15 protein-coding genes and 2 tRNA genes are annotated in these 16,787 nt (G+C 58.6%); 5 read left to right on the top strand and 12 right to left on the bottom strand.

All coding sequences use genetic code 11. The features are described 5' to 3' along the window. Window positions 1-12: 12 nt before the first annotated feature. Window positions 13-1,389, top strand: coding sequence for a cysteine--tRNA ligase (gene cysS / locus CWI75_RS10980; RefSeq protein WP_101521543.1), 1,377 nt, complete (start codon window positions 13-15; stop codon window positions 1,387-1,389). A 20-nt stretch (window positions 1,390-1,409) separates the two neighbouring features. On the opposite strand, the gene folD is transcribed toward cysS, so the two are convergent. Further along, window positions 1,410-2,255 (bottom strand): bifunctional methylenetetrahydrofolate dehydrogenase/methenyltetrahydrofolate cyclohydrolase FolD, encoded by an 846-nt coding sequence (gene folD, locus CWI75_RS10975; protein ID WP_101521542.1) that lies wholly within the window; start codon window positions 2,253-2,255, stop codon window positions 1,410-1,412. 177 nt (window positions 2,256-2,432) lie between these two features. On the opposite strand from folD, the gene CWI75_RS10970 reads away from it, so the two are divergent. Then, window positions 2,433-2,509, top strand: a tRNA-Pro gene (locus CWI75_RS10970). A 54-nt stretch (window positions 2,510-2,563) separates the two neighbouring features. Beyond that, window positions 2,564-2,640 (top strand) — tRNA-His (locus CWI75_RS10965). A gap of 34 nt (window positions 2,641-2,674) precedes the next feature. Here the strand turns inward: CWI75_RS10965 and CWI75_RS10960 are convergent. Together CWI75_RS10960 and CWI75_RS10955 are read right to left on the bottom strand one after the other, a co-directional pair. After that, on the bottom strand, window positions 2,675-4,075 hold the full coding sequence (locus CWI75_RS10960; protein WP_101521541.1) for an MBL fold metallo-hydrolase RNA specificity domain-containing protein: 1,401 nt from the start codon (window positions 4,073-4,075) through the stop codon (window positions 2,675-2,677). Window positions 4,076-4,102: 27 nt separating this feature from the next. After that, complete coding sequence (locus CWI75_RS10955; protein WP_101521540.1) at window positions 4,103-4,828, bottom strand: c-type cytochrome; 726 nt, start codon at window positions 4,826-4,828, stop codon at window positions 4,103-4,105. Window positions 4,829-5,084: 256 nt separating this feature from the next. On the opposite strand from CWI75_RS10955, the gene CWI75_RS10950 reads away from it, so the two are divergent. Then, a complete protein-coding gene (locus tag CWI75_RS10950) occupies window positions 5,085-6,485 on the top strand; it encodes a PhoH family protein (RefSeq protein ID WP_101521539.1) in 1,401 nt (466 codons plus the stop codon). Window positions 6,486-6,599: 114 nt separating this feature from the next. Here CWI75_RS10950 and CWI75_RS10945 read toward each other — a convergent pair whose 3' ends face one another. Beyond that, window positions 6,600-6,893: a sll1863 family stress response protein gene (locus tag CWI75_RS10945; RefSeq protein WP_101521538.1), complete on the bottom strand. Its 294-nt coding sequence runs from the start codon at window positions 6,891-6,893 to the stop codon at window positions 6,600-6,602. 272 nt (window positions 6,894-7,165) lie between these two features. On the opposite strand from CWI75_RS10945, the gene CWI75_RS10940 reads away from it, so the two are divergent. Continuing rightward, window positions 7,166-8,146 (top strand): hypothetical protein, encoded by a 981-nt coding sequence (locus CWI75_RS10940; protein ID WP_101521537.1) that lies wholly within the window; start codon window positions 7,166-7,168, stop codon window positions 8,144-8,146. A gap of 23 nt (window positions 8,147-8,169) precedes the next feature. Here the strand turns inward: CWI75_RS10940 and CWI75_RS10935 are convergent, their stop codons facing one another. The 8 genes from CWI75_RS10935 to CWI75_RS10900 form a co-directional block, all read right to left on the bottom strand. After that, window positions 8,170-9,405 (bottom strand): hypothetical protein, encoded by a 1,236-nt coding sequence (locus CWI75_RS10935; RefSeq protein ID WP_101521536.1) that lies wholly within the window; start codon window positions 9,403-9,405, stop codon window positions 8,170-8,172. After that, complete coding sequence (locus CWI75_RS10930; protein WP_101521535.1) at window positions 9,402-10,652, bottom strand: sulfotransferase family protein; 1,251 nt, start codon at window positions 10,650-10,652, stop codon at window positions 9,402-9,404. The genes CWI75_RS10935 and CWI75_RS10930 overlap by 4 nt, the downstream gene beginning before the upstream one ends. Before the next feature lie 96 nt (window positions 10,653-10,748). After that, window positions 10,749-11,519: an SDR family NAD(P)-dependent oxidoreductase gene (locus tag CWI75_RS10925; protein ID WP_101521534.1), complete on the bottom strand. Its 771-nt coding sequence runs from the start codon at window positions 11,517-11,519 to the stop codon at window positions 10,749-10,751. A 47-nt stretch (window positions 11,520-11,566) separates the two neighbouring features. Next, window positions 11,567-12,013, bottom strand: coding sequence for a VOC family protein (locus CWI75_RS10920; RefSeq protein WP_101521533.1), 447 nt, complete (start codon window positions 12,011-12,013; stop codon window positions 11,567-11,569). Further along, on the bottom strand, window positions 12,010-12,921 hold the full coding sequence (locus CWI75_RS10915; protein ID WP_101521532.1) for a TIGR03619 family F420-dependent LLM class oxidoreductase: 912 nt from the start codon (window positions 12,919-12,921) through the stop codon (window positions 12,010-12,012). The genes CWI75_RS10920 and CWI75_RS10915 overlap by 4 nt, the downstream gene beginning before the upstream one ends. 29 nt (window positions 12,922-12,950) lie before the next feature. Further along, complete coding sequence (locus tag CWI75_RS10910) at window positions 12,951-14,195, bottom strand: sulfotransferase family protein (RefSeq protein ID WP_101521531.1); 1,245 nt, start codon at window positions 14,193-14,195, stop codon at window positions 12,951-12,953. A 70-nt stretch (window positions 14,196-14,265) separates the two neighbouring features. Further along, a complete protein-coding gene (locus CWI75_RS10905; protein ID WP_101521530.1) occupies window positions 14,266-15,462 on the bottom strand; it encodes a DUF1214 domain-containing protein in 1,197 nt (398 codons plus the stop codon). A 134-nt stretch (window positions 15,463-15,596) separates the two neighbouring features. Further along, a complete protein-coding gene (locus CWI75_RS10900) occupies window positions 15,597-16,772 on the bottom strand; it encodes a cytochrome P450 (protein WP_101521529.1) in 1,176 nt (391 codons plus the stop codon). Window positions 16,773-16,787: the final 15 nt, after the last annotated feature.

Here is a 16,787-nt window from a genome sequence, read left to right as displayed (position 1 = left end):
GGTACCAGTATTATGAGCTTGATGATCTACAACACCCTGGGCGGCCGCAAGGACGTGTTCCAGCCACTGGAGCCGAACAAGGTCACGATGTATGTTTGTGGCCCCACGGTGTACAACCTGGCTCACATCGGCAACGCCCGTCCGGTGGTGGTGTTTGATGTCCTCTTTCGTTTGCTCCAGACCCAATACGACACAGTGATCTATGCGCGTAACATCACTGATGTCGATGACAAGATCATCGCCGCCGCGCGGGAGAGCCAGCGCTCCATTGAGGCGGTGACCGAAGAGTTCACCGCCAAATATCGCGAGGATATGGCCCGGCTGAATGCGCTGCCACCAACCCTGGAACCCCACGCAACACATAATATTGCCGCCATGATCGAGCTTACCGAGACACTCATTGCCAAGGGGCACGCTTACGAATCCCAGGGTCATGTGCTGTTTGCGGTAGAGTCGATGCCGGATTACGGCAAGCTCTCCGGTCGTGTGCTGGACGATATGCTGGCGGGAGCCCGGGTGGAGGTGGCTGACTACAAGCGCCATCCCGGCGATTTCGTGTTGTGGAAACCCGCCAAAGCAGAGGAACCTGGTTGGGACAGCCCCTGGGGGCGAGGGCGCCCGGGCTGGCACCTGGAGTGCTCGGCGATGATTCGGGCCCACCTGGGCGAGACCATTGATATCCACGGTGGCGGGCGCGACCTGATCTTTCCCCATCACGAGAACGAGATTGCCCAGAGCCGTTGCGCCCACGGTGGCGACTACGTGCGCTACTGGATGCATAACGCCTATCTGGATATCGACGGCGAGAAGATGTCCAAGTCACTGGGTAACTTCCATACCGTGCGCGACCTGCTGCAGCATTACCGGGGAGAGGTGCTGCGCTTTGCGCTGTTATCCGCACACTACCGCTCACCACTGAACTTCTCGTTTGAATTACTGCAGCAGGCCGAGGCTGCGCTGGGTAGCTTTTATAGTACTTTGCGCGACGTGCAGGACATCGAGCTCGATGTGGAAGTGCAGCTTGAGGACGAGCCGTTTTACCGGGCGCTAAATGATGACCTCAACACGCCGCTGGCGATTGCCGAGCTGCATGCTCTTGCCAAGCAGATGCACAAGGCCGCGGCTGCCGAGAAGCCCATGCTCAAGGCGCGGATGCTCGCCGCCGGCAATTTGCTGGGGATTCTGGCGCAGGACCCCGAGGCCTGGCTGCAGGGCGGTGTCGAGGCTGGGGAATTATCCGCGGAAGAAATCGAGGAGCGTATTAACGCGCGGCAACAGGCCAAACTGAACCGTGACTACGCCGGCGCCGATGCCATTCGCGAGGAATTGCTGGCCAAGGGCGTGGTGCTGGAGGACTCCCGCGACGGCACCAAGTGGCGTCGCGGCTGATCCTGAGCGGCCCCTGAACGCTAGCCCAGGGACTTTTCCGCCGATTCAACACTTTGCATGATGAGCGTGTTGATCGTCATCGGGCCCACACCGCCGGGAACCGGCGTATAGGCGCTGGCCTTGTCAACCAGGGGTGCCAGTTCAATGTCGCCGACGCCACCGGGGTGGTAGCCCGCGTCCACGATCACCGCGCCGGGCTTGACCCAATCCGCCTTGATGAACTCCGGCCGGCCAACAGCACCTACCAGAATGTCGGCCTGTGCGATCAGCTCCGGCAGGTTTTGGGTTCTGGAATGACAGATGGTGACGGTGGCGTTTTTCTGTAACAGCATCATCGCCATCGGCTTGCCGAGAATAGGGCTGCGGCCCACGACGACGGCATGTTTGCCCTCGATCTCTATCCCGTAATGGTCGAGCATGCGCATGATGCCCTGTGGGGTTGCGCAGCCGTAGGCCGGTTCGCCCATGGCCATGCGCCCGAAGCCCAGGCAGGTTACCCCGTCCACATCCTTTTCCAGGGCGATGGCGTCAAAGCAGGCGCGTTCGTCAATCTGCGCGGGTACCGGGTGCTGCAACAGGATGCCGTGGACATCCGGATTGCCGTTAAGCTCGGCGATCCTGGCCAGTAGTTCCGCGGTGGTGGTGCTGGCTGGCATCTCTACCGCCAGAGACTCCATGCCCACGCGGCGGCAGGCGTTCCCCTTCATTTTCACGTAGGTGGCGGAGGCCGGGTCATCTCCCACCAGAATAGTGGCCAGAATAGGCGTTTTGCCGCCGGACGCTACCTTCAGTCGCTCGACCCGTTCCAGCAGTTCCGCTTCGGTTTGTGCTGCCAGGGCCTTGCCGTCCAGAATCAGTGCTGACATTGATGCTATTCCTGTGATCGCCGAATAAGCGCGCATTGTCCCACGCAGTGCGCCGGATTGGGAGAGCCCCGTTCGCTGAAACCTCGCTATAATCACTATTTACCGTTGACGCACCCGCGTCGTCTGAGTAAGATTGCGCTCCTGAAAACGGGTAGCCGCGGCTAGCCGCAGGATTATCGGGGTATAGCGCAGTCTGGTAGCGCGCCTGCTTTGGGAGCAGGATGTCGGGAGTTCGAATCTCTCTACCCCGACCAACTTTCATGCCTGATCCGGCCAGTTGGTGTGCGGAGTTTTCAGACCACTCAGTGGTGGCCGTAGCTCATCAGGTTAGAGCACCGGATTGTGACTCCGGAGGTGGAGGGTTCGAGACCCTTCGGCCACCCCATCCTTGCATATCGTGTGATCAAGTATCTCCCCACTCAGAAATCGATAGTGTCTGCCAGCTGTGGAATAGTGGCGGTCCAGCCGTGATCGGCAAGAAACTGCTGAAAGGTGGCTTTGGTTTCCGCTTCACCATGAATCAGGTACAGGCGTGGCCGTGGCTCGTTGAAGTGGTTTATCCAGTCGAGCAGCTGTGACTGGCTGGCATGCGCTGAAAACCCGCCGAGGGTATGGATGCTGGCAGCCACCGCAATGCTGTCACCGCCGATTTTAAAGGATTCGGCACCATCGACCAGTGACCTGCCCGGCGTACCGATAGCCTGATAACCGACGATGACCACATGCGCATTGCGCCGCCACAGATTATGTTTGAAATGATGGCGGATGCGACCGCCGGTGCACATGCCGCTGCCTGCGATAATGATGGCGCCGGCTTCGATCTTGTTCAATGCCATCGACTCCTCGGTGGAGGACGAGTAGCGTAATATCGGCAGAAAGGTATGCAGGCTGCCGGTTTCCCCCTGGCGCAACGTGTTCGCATCCTCTCTGTTGTAGGCATCCTGATAGCGGTGATAAACCTCGGTCACTGCAATTGCCATCGGGCTGTCGAGATACACGGCCTGCTGCCTGAGTAGTCCTTTCTGGTATAACTGCCCGAGACGAAAGATGATTTCCTGGGTACGGCCCACGGCAAAAGAAGGGATCAGGATATTGCCGCCGTTTTTCGAAGCATCGACGATGATGTCTTCAAACTCCTGCAGGGTTTCGTCCATAGGCCGGTGGTTACGGTTTCCGTAGGTGGATTCCAGCAGCAGGACATCGGCCGCTTTTACTATTTCGGGGTCCCGCAGCAGCGCCGCGTAGCTATTACCGAGGTCGCCGGAAAATACCAGCTTTTTTTCAACACCCGCTTCAGTGACAAACAGCTCAACGATAGACGAACCCAGGATATGACCGGCGTCGCGAAAACACACTTCGACACCGTCGGCGATCTGCCGGCGCTGGCCATAGACAAAACCCTGGCACAGCTCCAGCGCGGCTTCGACATCCTCCAGGGTGTAGAGCGGCTCAATCTCTTGTTTGCCCGCGCGCCGCCTGCGCTTGTTCTCCCATTCCGTATCCCGTTGTTGTAGCGACGCGGCATCCTTCAGCATCACCTCCAGCAGTTCGCTGGTGGCTTCGGTCATATACAGGGGGCCCTGGTAACCGTCTGCGACCAGCTTCGGCAGGCGGCCTGAATGATCCAGATGGGCATGCGACAGAACGACGGCATCAAGTCCCTGGATGTCAAAAGGCAATGGTTCGTCATTGCCTTTCTCCTCCTCACGGCTGCCCTGAAACAGGCCGCAGTCGAGTAGAATCGTTGCGGCCCCGGTCTGCAGCAGGTAGGCTGAACCTGTGACCCCTTCGGTAGCGCCATAAAATGTCAGTGTTGCCATAACATCCTCGTTGCTCTTATTTGCCGTCTATTTGCGCTGCCAGGCTGAAGCGGGGCGCGTGTCCAGGAGGATAAAGCGGCGCTTTTCCTCCAGTGCCCGAACCACTTCCGCAGCGGGCACATAGCGCCCCTCACGCAAGGTGAATGCCGGCTCTTCGCCGTCGGGGTTGAGCAGGTACTCCCCGGCAAAGGCAACCATGGCCGTGTCATCCCGGCCATTGGCGACCGCATAGCGCAGGAAAGCGTCAGAGGCATTTGCCAGCAGGGCGGGATCGCCAAGGGCCGGGCCGGTGTCGCCCTGGCCCTCGGCACCGTGGCAGCTCGCGCACTGTGCCGCATAAATGACGGCGCCCCTCGCGGTATCACCGTGTACTGGCGTATCGGGTAACTTGACAGGCTCTACTCCCTCTACGGCGAGTAGCCAGCGAGTCAGTAACCGCAAGTCGTCGCGATCCAGCGGGCCACCCATTTCATCGCTGTAGCCGTCCATCGCTGTGCCGGCACGGCCATAACCTATGGCAGTGAACAGAAAGCCGGGATAAGCCGTCAACAGCAGCGAGTGGCTGCGCAACGATGGTGCGTGATCGGCACGGTAACCGCTTCGATCCTCGCCGTGACACAGTGAACAGTATTGCTGGTAGAGGGCTTCCGCATGGGCCATCTCTGTGACGTCCAGCTCCAGTGACCAGTCTGGCCTTGCCATACTGAAGGTCGACACCGAGAGCGCCACCAGCATAAACAGGATGTTACGCATACAAATTTCACCTCGGAATCAGAGTTGGGGCAAGGATACCTCAAGATCAAAGATCGCAGTTGAAAAATAAGCAAATCTGGTGGGAGATACCCTGTTCCGCGATCCCTGTCACGAAGGGTAGTCGCCAGTGCTTACTGGTCATTCTTTAACAGCTTAAACAGAAACGGGGGAGACAAGCGGGCGCGGGTCACTTATTCTGATCAGGTGCTGGCTCAAGTAAAACCCGTTCGATCCAATGTCCCGACCAGGAGAGGTTATGCACACATCAACTCGCGAAGGTTCCAACCGGAAATTCTACGCTCTTGATACCAATGTCCTGATCCACGATCCCAACGCCGTTTTCAATTTCGAAGAACATCGGGTGCTGGTGCCTATGGTGGTGCTGGAAGAGCTCGACAAACTGAAGGTCGGAAGCACCGCGCTAGCCGCGGATGCTCGCCAGTCGGTGCGCACCATTGATGCTATTCTAGGCAGCGCCACGCCGCAGCAAATCATGGAAGGCGTTGATATCGAGCGTGCGCACACACAGCAACGCATGGGCACGCTGGGCATCATGATGCCGCGGGAGCCGTCAACCGCTATTCTGCCCCTCCATAGTAACGACAACCGGATCATTAACGATCTGCTGGCCCTGCAGACCCTGCATCTGGATGCCGATGTAGTTCTGGTTACCAAGGATATTAATATGCGCCTCAAGGCGCGGGGCAGCGGTCTGCAGGCGGAGGATTACCACAATGATCAGCTAATCTCCGATATTGACAACCTGACTACCGGGTATCATGCCCTGGTCGGCAGTTTCTGGGATCAGGTTGAAGCCATCGCGCCTCAGGACATCCGGGGAGAACACTACCATACGATGGAAAGAACGGTTCTGGAAACCGTACTGCGTGAACCGTTTTACCCCAATCAGTTCTTTTACGACCAGAAGGAGTTTGTCGGCCGTATTTATCGCGTCGAAGACACGCAGGTTGTCATTGAAATGCTCAATACCGGTGTACTGATGCGTCAAAAAGCCTGGGGTATGGTTCCGCGAGATCTGTTTCAGGCTATGGCCATGTACCTTCTGTTTGACCCGGAAATGGATCTGGTGACCCTGAATGGTGCCGCGGGCAGTGGTAAAACCATGCTGGCTTTAGCCTGTGCGCTGGAGCAAACCTTGGAAAATAAGCAATACCAACGGATCATTGCCACCCGCAGTACGCGTGGGCTCGACGAAGATATCGGCTTTTTACCTGGGACAGAAACCGAGAAAATGCAACCCTGGCTTGGTGCCTTTACTGATAATCTCGAAGCCTTGCACGCCGAGGACTTTGATCCGGGCAGCAGCCAGGAGTTTGTGGGTGCCAAAGTCCCCATTCAGTTCAAGAGCCTCAATTTCGTCCGTGGCCGCAGTTTTCAGCAGAGTTTCATGATTGTCGATGAAGCCCAGAACCTGACTCCGCACCAGATTAAAACCATAGTTACTCGCGCAGGCCAAGGTACCAAAGTCGTGTGTCTGGGTAACCTGGCCCAGATTGATACCCCCTATCTCGGGGCTACCAGCTCGGGGTTGGCCTACATGAGCGAGCGATTCAAAGGTTTCGAGCACGGTGGCTCCATAACCCTGGAAGGCGTTGCGCGAAGCCGGCTCGCAGCCTATGCGGAATCGCACTTGTAATCGTGCGTACCCGCAGGTGGCCTACTCCAGTGCTGCCGACGAGCAGCAATATTACGGTCGACCTCGTGCGGTACAATATGAGCCACTGAAAATACGATTTTCTTTGCGCTAGCCCTATTTAAAATGAGACAGGAAGTAATTGAACGAGTTGTTGAGTGCCTTGCGCGTGTGCTCGGCCTCATCTTTTACTTGTTGCCACTTCTCCTCACCTGCTGTCTGCACATCCTTGAGCCGTTTTTCTCCGTCCCGGCGGAGCTCGGCCAGTTCATGCAGTCGCTTGTCGTATTCCTTACGCGCATCGCCACTGAGTTCCTCGCGCTTTTTGTCCAGGTCATCCATACGTGCATCCAGCTCATCGAGCTGTTCTTTCATGTTGGAGATGAAGTCCTTGCGGGCATTGTCTGTCATGGCGGCATCCTGTGATGGGTGATTGTGAGACTCGGCCGATTCCCCGCGCGTGGGGAATCGGCCCGGTACTCCGTCTAAGTATAGGCCTGGTTAGCCTGTTCGTCTAACTTCGGGCCAAGCCCTGCCGAGCGGGCATCGGGCAAAAATCCGGTTACGGTCTATAGTCATACAGGTGAGTATTCAATACCGGATTGCCAGGAGCGCTGCAAGGACGCAAGAAGTCATGCGGCACCGGACGCAAGCCGGTGGACTTTCGCAAAAGGAGATTTGACATGGTAAACGCATCCGATAATGAGTGGTCCGCCACTGGCCGGTCCTCGTGGGGAGCCATTTTTGCTGGTGTTGTGATTGCAATCGTGGTCAGTCTTGTACTGGGCATGCTTGGGCTGGCCATAGGCATGGCCATTATTGAACCCACCGATAAAGATACGCCGGTCATGGCAATCAGTATCGGCTCCGGAATTTATGCGGCTATCAGCGGGATAATCGCACTGTTTGCCGGTGGTTATGTCACCGGGGCTCTGTCGGCGGACCAGCACAAGCAGGCGCCTGTTTTGCACGGCCTGACTACCTGGGGAGTGGTGACGCTACTCAACTTCGCGCTGATTACAGGCATCACCGGCGGTCTCGTCAGTGGTGCCGGCAAAGTCGTTGCTACGGGGCTGGAGACCATGGCAGGGGCCAGCGGCGCTCTTGCGAGACCGGTTGTGGAGGAGGTCAGCGAACGTCTCCAGGAAGCGGATATGGATCTGGACCTCGCAGAACTGCGGCGGGAAGCTCGTGAGATCCTTCGTCAAATGGATCCGAGTTTGCAGCCCGAACAGCTTGAGGAAGATGTGGAAGAGTTAGCCCAGCGCGCAGAAGAGGCCGTCAGGCAGGTTGCCCGTGATCCGCAGTCCGCCAATGAGGCGGTGCAGGACGTTTTCGATCGGATCCAGGCAAAAATGCAGGACAAAATCAGCGCCACCGACCGTGAGGCCCTGGTGAATATTCTGGTTACCCGTACGGAAATGAGTGAAGCGGAAGCTCAACAGGCGATAAACGAGTGGCAACAGATTTATCAGCAGGCTTATGAGGATGCGCGAACTGAACTGGCCGAAATGCGTGAACAGGCAGAGCAAAGAGCGCGCGAGTATAGTGATGCAGTGGCGGATGCGGTCTCGGCGGCGGCCTGGTGGGCCTTTTTCATGTTGATCCTGGATGCCATTGCCGCGGTCATTGGCGCTCGCTCAGGTGCTCGTCGAATCAGCTAGGAAGATGCTGCGCCCGAACCGCCTCAGTCAGAGAGGTCGCCACTCACGATGGCCTCTCTGGGATCCAGATCCGCCAAGCTTTGCTTGTGCAGCGTGTCGAATGGAAGCCTGTACAAAGTTATCGCTGGCGGTTCGCCAGCGGTTTTGATCAGGCGCAGACTCATGCCTCCATGATGGTGGCCGTAAGGATCTATCCAGTTACCACCTATCCCGGGGTTGTGGTCGGCAACCACTACAAACACTGACCCGTCTTCGTGATATGTTGCGCGGGCCTTGGTAATGTAGCCTTGGCCTTCCTCATAACAGTCCAGGTTTTCCTGCCAGATATTACATAACTGGAATATCCAGTACTCACATGGCGAGGGCTTGAAGTGCAGTACCAGCGCTTCGTCGGGCGCCTTTTCCCAGGTGCCGAATCCGTGATGCCGGTCCGGCACACCACCATTGCTCAGGTAAACCTCACGGCTGAAGCGAATACGATTCGGCCTGCGAGCCAGATTTTCCTGCCACCAGCTGCGCACCAGCTCGGTATAGCCCAGCACCATCTGGCCGGCCTTGGCGAGTCCGGCGCTGACTTCGTCGGCGCTTAACGGGCGCGGAACTGGCTGATCCACACGCACTATGCGCATGCTGGGTGGGACCGTATTGGCTCGGTCGTGATACAAAGTGCGTACCAGCAGACCTACGCAATCGTCAGTAATTGGCAGCCAGTCCGTGTCGTCCACGGGTTTGTTCTGGCTGACCAAAACCTCGAAGTTTCCTGCGTCATCGAAGCGTATGGCATCGCTGGCGAGAAAACCGGTGGTCTGCAATGCTGCGGGATTGAACTCCCCCAGGCCTGCTACGCCCTGTCCGGACCAGTCGCGCGCTGCGAGATCCTCGGGCTGCCTGGCATTCCAGGCAGCTATAACAAAGTAGGGCAGGGTGCCGCGATTGCCGCTGATGCGGTAGCTATGCCGGCCATCGGGGAATTCCGCCAGCAGGTGATCCTGATCAGGGGACTGGAAGTTGATCCCCTGTCGCCAGGGGGCGTCGCGCAATCGCGGGCGCTCTGCTTCACAATTCTCCATAAAACGCTCAAAGCCATTACGCAGCAGGCGAGTCAGGAAGCGGTACCACTCGCTTCGATCCAGCTCGTTGACGTCATCCCCGAACTCTTCGATCATGTGGCCCGCGCCGCGCACGGTTTCGCAAAAATCATCCCAGGCTTCACCAGAGACCAGGCGCTCCCTGGCCCGTTGCTTTATCGGTGTGCTCATACGATCTCCTGTTGAACCGGGAAGCGATCATAGTAAAAACCGAAGCGTTCGCGCAGGGCGGGGATGTCGACTCCAAAGTCGTTCTCCAGGTCATAGATGACCCTGCCGTGCCTGCCGCGTGGGTTTGCGCTGAGGTGGAGATCTATATGTCTCTCGGCGTCTTTTGTCATTGGCATATCCGCCATTGCATAGATGCGCCTGATCACGGATTTCTGATCCGCCATGTATTCATGAAACAAAACGTCGATGGTTTGGGCTTTGGGCATGCTGTCCCTGTCGCGGACGCAGGCGCGCAGCAGGCCCTCTATGCGTTCTATCCAGTAGTCTGCGAGCTCCTTGAGATCAATACGCTGGCGCCGTATGCGGTCGCCATACGCGATCATGGTGATCGCAGACTGTAATACGGCCAGCGGGTCGCGATGGGTAATGACAAAGGTGGCATCAGGATAGGTCGCGCGGAGCGGTAGCAGATTCTCCATATGGGGCGGTGATTTCATCAACCACCGATTGGGGCCCTGCAGCCAGGTTAATGCCTGCAGGACTTTCTTTCCGTAGGCGTAATGGGGGGTCTGGTCATGCGTATGGTAGTACTCGCGCCATCGATAGGGTCGTGCCAGCCACTCGGGCAGGTAAGTGGAAAAATCCAGCGCCTGCAGTTCGATATCTTCATGGACATGGTCGGGTGCCATCTCGTGCATGGCGGGCATCAGCGGGAGGATCTGTTCGAATTGTCCCCAGGCTTCGCGTGTACGCGTATAACGCGGGTCTTCACCAGGGACAATAACTTTATCGTCTGCTGCGGGAACAGGCTCCATTGACTCCCATAGCGTCATGGAGCGTAGCCTTCGGTCCGCCGCCAGAATATTGACCAGGTATGTCGTACCCGAACGGGGCAGGCCCGCAATAATAATGGGACGATCAATGGGTTCGTCGATGATTTCCGGGTGGCGTTTGAGTAAATCCTCCAGGCGCAGGCGGTTGCCGGCGTAGCGTACCGCATCACCGAACAGGCTCGCGCGCCCCAGCGGACCGAGGTCGTGATCCTCATCAAAACTTTGCAACCAGATGCGCAGCCGCTCGCGAAAATCTTCCGCCCCGAAATCGCTGAGCCCCGTGGCATTGCGAGCCTCATTTAATACCGCCGTTTCATCCATCGTCACTTCGGGTGCATTTGCGATGGCCTGACGTTGCAGCTCGCTCAATGTGGGGTTGCCCAGGTCATTGATACGAATGGTTTTGGCGCTCATTGCCATGATCCTTTCACTGTTGGGTATTGGGTCTTGTTGGCCTGTTGCCCGCCGGTCAGGGGAGTCGGGCCATGGATGCGCCGCTGCCGACGCGGCTCAACCGCTGATACTGAAGCCACCGTCCACGGCGAGGGTTTGCCCCGTGACCCAGCCGGCGGCGGCACTGCTGAGGAATAACACCGGGCCCGCGATGTCGTTGGGGTCACCAAGGCGGCCCGCGGGGGTGCGCGCCAGTGTGGGAGCCGACCACTCGGGGCTGGCGACGGTTGCAGCGGTCATGCGGCTCGCAGTCAGGCCGGCGGCAACCGCATTGACCCGAATATTACGTTTGCCCCATGCCACCGCAAGGGCCCGGGTCATGCCCAGCAGGCCGGTCTTCGCTGCACCATAGCCGGGTACAATCTCGATGCCGAAGAAAGAACTCATGGAGGCGATGCTGATGATGGAGGCGCCTCCGGGCAACTGGCTCCGTGCCAGGGTGTCGCTGCAGCGTCGCGCCATACGGTACGCGCCCACCAGGTGCATCTGTATCGCGCGCTCGAAAATCTCCGGTTCGTACTCATCCAGGCCCAGGCTGGGCACTGCGAGGCCGCCGTTGTTGATCAAAATGTCCAGCCGGGGCAGTGCCGCCGCGACACTGTCGATGTTCTCCGGGTTTTCCAGGTCCAGTTGCAGGTAGTGGTAATTCGAGAGGTCCTCGTCATAGTCTTCACTGCCAGCCCGAGTGCCGGTGATTGTCACATCGGCGCCGGCGTTATGGTAAGCATTGGCGATAGCCGCGCCGATACCACTGGTACCACCCGTAACCAATACAGCGGCCCCGGCGAAGTTGTACTGGATATTGGCTGATGGATTACCGGTCGTCATAAGGTGTCTCTCGTTGGAGTGCGGTAGCGTAATGCTGGTAGCCCGTTTCACGGCATCTGCAGCAGTTCCAGCAGCGTCGGATCGCCATCTCGCTGCAGATAGCAGAACACTGTATCCGCCGACCAGCGCTTGGACCAGACCGGATCGTAACCCAGTTCTTTCAGCTTCGGCAGCCACGCGTCTACGTCCTCCACACGGAAGCGCAGGTGATGCATACCCTCGCCGCCGGCGTCGATGAATTCGCGATGCGGACCTTCGCCGGAGACGCATTCGATCAACTCGATTTCCAGATTGCCGCTGCGACCGAACGCGATTTTCAGCTCACAGTCGGCTTTACGCCCCCGGTACGTGGCGCCTTCAATCGGCGTCTCCATGCGCGAAAACGGCCCGAACAAGGGCTCGTATTGGGCGATGGCCGCGTCAATATCGCGCACGACGAAACCGACCTGGTCAATGGGGGGCAAGCCGATGGCTTGTAGTGGCTGCTGACTCATGATGTCACCATTCCTTTTATTGTATTGGCAGGATAATCCTGGCCCATGGGCCGAATGATGCTCTCGGCAAAATCCTCCATGACCCGCTTCTTGTCATCCAGCGAGGAATAGCGGCCAAGACTGAAAGCGAAAGGAGCACTGACTCCCGCGGTCATGCCACTCTCCCGCAACGGTTTGAGTGTATCGATATCCATGTCCTGCGTCAGCCCGACCACTGTCTCGAAGGGCAGGTGATCGCGACCCGCTTCCCGCCGCAGGCGTTTCAGCTCTGCCATGATGCCGGGCACCTCGTCGGGAGAGTTGCCGGCCCCGATCCAGCCGTCGGCCCTTTTCGCCGCGCGTTTCAGCGCCGCCTTGCTGGCGCCGCCGGTAAAAACCGGTACCGGCCGGGTTGGCGCGGGCACCACCTGACAGCGCTGGAAATCGAAAAACCGGCCGTGATGCTCCACCATCTCCCCGGACCAGATCTTTTCCAGGACATCGAGACATTCGTCCATGCGCTTGCCGCGGGTATGGAAGTCGATGCCGTAGCAGTCAAACTCCTCTTTCATCCAGCCGATACCCGCGCCCAGAATCAACCGATTATCGCTCATGAGCGCCAGTGTCCCGGTCATTTTGGCGACTTCGATGGGATGGCGCAGCGGCAGCACATAGACCGAAGTGGAAAATTTCAGCCGTGTGGTTGCGGCCGCTATCATCGCGAGGCTAATCCAGCAATCGGGGTAGGGCCAATCGCCGGTCATGGGTGGGTTGCCGTCGGCAGCATAAGGATAGGGGGTGTTCACTACTTCCGGGTAGACACCGTGGTCGCCGTTCATTACCCCCTCAAAGCCCAGCTCCTCGGCGAAGCGGGCAACCTCTATCAACTGGTCGGTCTCGATCCAGTGGAGCATTTGCCAGAATTTCATTGTTATCCTCCTGGTCGCAGGTGCTGTCCCTAAACTTCATCGGGCACCTTGAAGTAGTGCTGGTAGCGGTGGTAAAGCGAGCGCTTGTGAGCAGTTTCATGCTGCTCGCCGATGCGGTACTGGTGGTTGCCGAACTTGCCCTGGGGCTTGTGCTCCAGATAATCCCGCATGGCTTTTTGGGTCTGGGCTGTCAGGTCGGCTCCCATGTCACGGTAGAGCGCCTGCAGGGCGTGTAGCGGTTGCCTGATCAGGTCAGCGTACAGAAGGTTGTGCACCTGGTTGCCCGGCACCTCCGAGGCTTCCAGCAAATCCACAATACCATTGAGCCGGGTTGCCCCGGCCTCGGGAGTCATCAGGTTCTCGAAAGCACGGGTATCGAAGGGCGCGCTACTGCGCATCCAGTACAGGGTGCCCAGCAGATTGGTTACCGAGGCCTGGGCCACCACCGGATCGCGGTGGCTGATGACTACCCGCGCGTCCGGGAAGGTATCGAAAAGCACCGGCAGGTTACCCAGGTGCGAGGGGGCCTTGAGCAGCCAGTGACGCCGCGGATTCTTCCACTGCAACAGTTTCAGCATGCGCTTGTAGTAGGTGTAGGCGTAGCCCAGGTCCTGTTGGTAGTACCAGGCGTTGTAGCTCGGTATCTGGTATTGGCCGGGCAGGTTCTCTGTCATGAACGTGCAGCTCATGGCGACGATGCATTCGTTCGGGATTTCGGCGCCCATCTCATGCATGGCGGCATAGGTGGGTACCACGCGACTCCATTGCGTAACCAGGTGTTCACAGCGCTCGATACGCGGGTCGCTGTGACAGGTTGCCGCTTCCGGCGGCGGGCAGGGGAACATGATCTCCCAGTTGCGCGGTGAACCGAACCGCGCATCCTGGGCCAACAGCTCGAAGACAATGGAGGTGCCGGAGCGGGGCAGGCCGGTCACGATTACCGGTTGGTCGATGACCTCGTCTTCGATCTCCGGGTGCTGGGCGTAGACGGCTTCGATATGCAGGCGGGCCTCCAGCCAGCGCAGGATGTCCGAGCGGGTCATCAGACGGCCCCACAGGTGCAGGTCGGCTTCTTCATCCAGGGCCCTGAGGAACACGTGAAAGCCCTGCAACCATTCGTTGCTGCCGAAATCGTCATAACCGGTGTTGCGGCATGCCGTGGCCATCAGCTCCTCGGCTTCCAGGGACACCAGGCTGCTGATATCCATGTGCCGACCTTCGTCGATGACCTGCTGTACCCACTCCGGGCGAGGTGGGGGTGTCCAGTGGCTCATGGATTGATTCTCCAGGTTCTGCCGGGATGTTGGTTATCGACTGAGACCTGGTGCAGGTTCATCCGGTGCATTATACCCCGAAGCGCTGAATTACCCCGCGGCGGCGGGCGGCGATCTGTTCGGCACGCTCTGCGGCGGTGACTTTTTTCATAGTGGCGGGCAGGTGCTCGTCCAATTCTCCCAGACTGATCTGGGTGGCGCGGGGTAAGGGGTAGTGGTCCGCCTGCATCCAGCGCACCGTGACATAGCCCTCATTGAAGCCCGCCGGATCCAGCCAGTTGTGGTGGCCTGTATCTACATGGGCGATTACCAGAATCAGTTCGCCGTCCTCTTCCAGCTGGGCGTAATGGCAGTTGGTGTTACTGAGGATGCCGCGGTAATCCATGGAACACCACCAGTAGTTGCCGAATTCCACTGCCCAGTAACAGGCCTGTGGCGGTGTTACGCGGATTATGATGGCCTCGTCGGCCGGCAGCTGCCAGTAGGCGATCAGGGGTTCGCCGCCGGGGGTGGCGTCAATGGCGTTGTCATCCAGCTGGCGGTAGGAGAAAAAGGTGTTGGGCCGCACCTTCCAGCGCTCTATCATATCCGCCCAGTAGGTCAGGGAGTCGCCCACCCAGCGGGATACCGCATTGAGCCCCCTGGATAGTCGCTCGGGATCCATTTTCGGACTGGGCGCCGGTTGCCCACCGATGCGCTCGATGCCGGCATGCATGGGGCGTTCATTTTCCCAGTCGGCAAAGAACTGGCGGAAGGTCACCCGGAAAGTGTTCGGTGAGGTCTTCAGCCAGTTACCGGGATGGGGATCGGGGCTGCAGATCAGCTCGAAACTGCCGTCGGGCTCAATGTGGAGATCCTGCCCGAACAGGGAACTGACGACACCGCCACCCCAGGGCGTGTTGCCTCGTTCCACCACAGTGACCGCAAAATAGCGGGCGCTGCCGCGGTCGCCGCGAATGCGGTAGGTGTCCGTGCCGTTGATCGGCCCGCCGACATAGACGGCATCGGGATTGTCGCCCCCCTGTTTGCGAATGGGATCGAAGTAGTGGAGCAGCTCGGGGCGCAGAGGGTCATCGTTTTCCAGGAAAAACTGCATGCCGAGACCGATATTCTGGGCCAGGCAGCGGAAGCCGGCACTGCGATTAAGATCCCCCACCGGTACACCTTCGCGAAAAGGAATGCGACCGGCAGCCTTGAGCTGATCGCAGAACTGTTCCCAAGCCTGCGTCAGTACATGGTCATCAATATCGGTTTCTGGGGCAGTCATTTTTACGGCTCGCGGGTCAGGGCCTGGTTCGCTCTGAGTCTGCACCGTACAGGTCTTTTTGCAAGCCAATTGGCTTATAAAGCGGCGTAGTTTAATAAGCTGAGCCGGACATGCAGCGCTCTTCCTGGTGTACGTCAGCCGTATGGGTGAACCCATAACTCGGGGGTGCCCCTGAGCACACCGCCACTGAAGCGGACAGGCCTGTCCGGGCACAGGCGCAGTTTCGGAAAGCGGGCAAAAAGCCGTTCGATGGCGGTTTCGAGCTCGCAGCGCGCCAGGTGCGATCCCAGGCAGAAATGTTCCCCATGTCCAAAGGCAAGATTCTTTTCGGTGCGCGAAGGATTAAAGTGGTGCGGGTCTTCGAATACCTCCGGGTCGCGGTGAGCGGCGGAGATACCGAACAGTATCCAGTCTCCCTGCTTGATGGGAATGCCCGCCAGTTCCGTGTCTTTGCTGCAACAGCGTGGCAGCAGGGCCGTAGGTGGCTGCCAGCGTAGTGCTTCCTGGACTATCGCTTCCCGGGCCGAGTCACTCTCTGTTGCCTGGGCTCGCACTGTCGGGTCGGAAAGTATCGCGTAGAAAAGGCTGCCGGCTACTTTGTAGGTGGTGTCCGAGCCCGCGGGAAACAGTAATCTCAGAAAAGAATAGATCTCTTCGTCACCAAGGCGCTGGCCCTCGAATTCAGCCGTTGCCAGCAGCGATATCACATCGTCACCCGGTCGTACCCTGCGTTCCTCTACAATAGGCTGCATGTAATCGGCAAATTCGCTGCGGGCCCGGAGCGCGCCTTGTGGATCCCAGGGGTAGTCGATCAGCTTCAACGCCCACTCCAGTAACTTGTCTTCGTCATTGACGGGAATGCCGAGCATGCGGGTAATCACGGTGAACGGATAGGGCCGGGTAAAGGCCTCCACCAGGTCGACTTCCTCCCGGTCACTGAGGCGATTGAGTAGTTCATCCGCAATCGGGGCGATGAGTGATTCCACAGCGTGGCGAACCTGCTTCGGGAAGAAGGGTTTGGAAACCAGCATACGGTTGATCCGGTGCTGCTGTCCCGACATGGTCTGCAGGGTCTTGCCCATGGATGGTTCGGAGTGCACGGTATACGCCGCTTTCGAGGCAAAATGTTCCTCGTCCGAGAAGGCCTGTTTCAGTTCCCGGTAGCGCGTGATCAGCCACACCGTTTCGCCGTGATAAGTGACCGGAACGACCGGGCCGATCGCGCGTAGCTCATCGAGCCGCTCGTGCAGATCGGGCAGTTCATCGTAAGCAAAATCAATGCCGGGCATCAGAGGGGATACGGTGAGCATGGTGTTTACCTCGCT

It is taken from the genome of Kineobactrum sediminis, assembly GCF_002868715.1.
Lineage (GTDB): Bacteria > Pseudomonadota > Gammaproteobacteria > Pseudomonadales > Halieaceae > Kineobactrum > Kineobactrum sediminis.
Note: the sequence above shows the minus strand (reverse complement) of the source record. Positions and strands in the feature narration are given on the sequence as shown.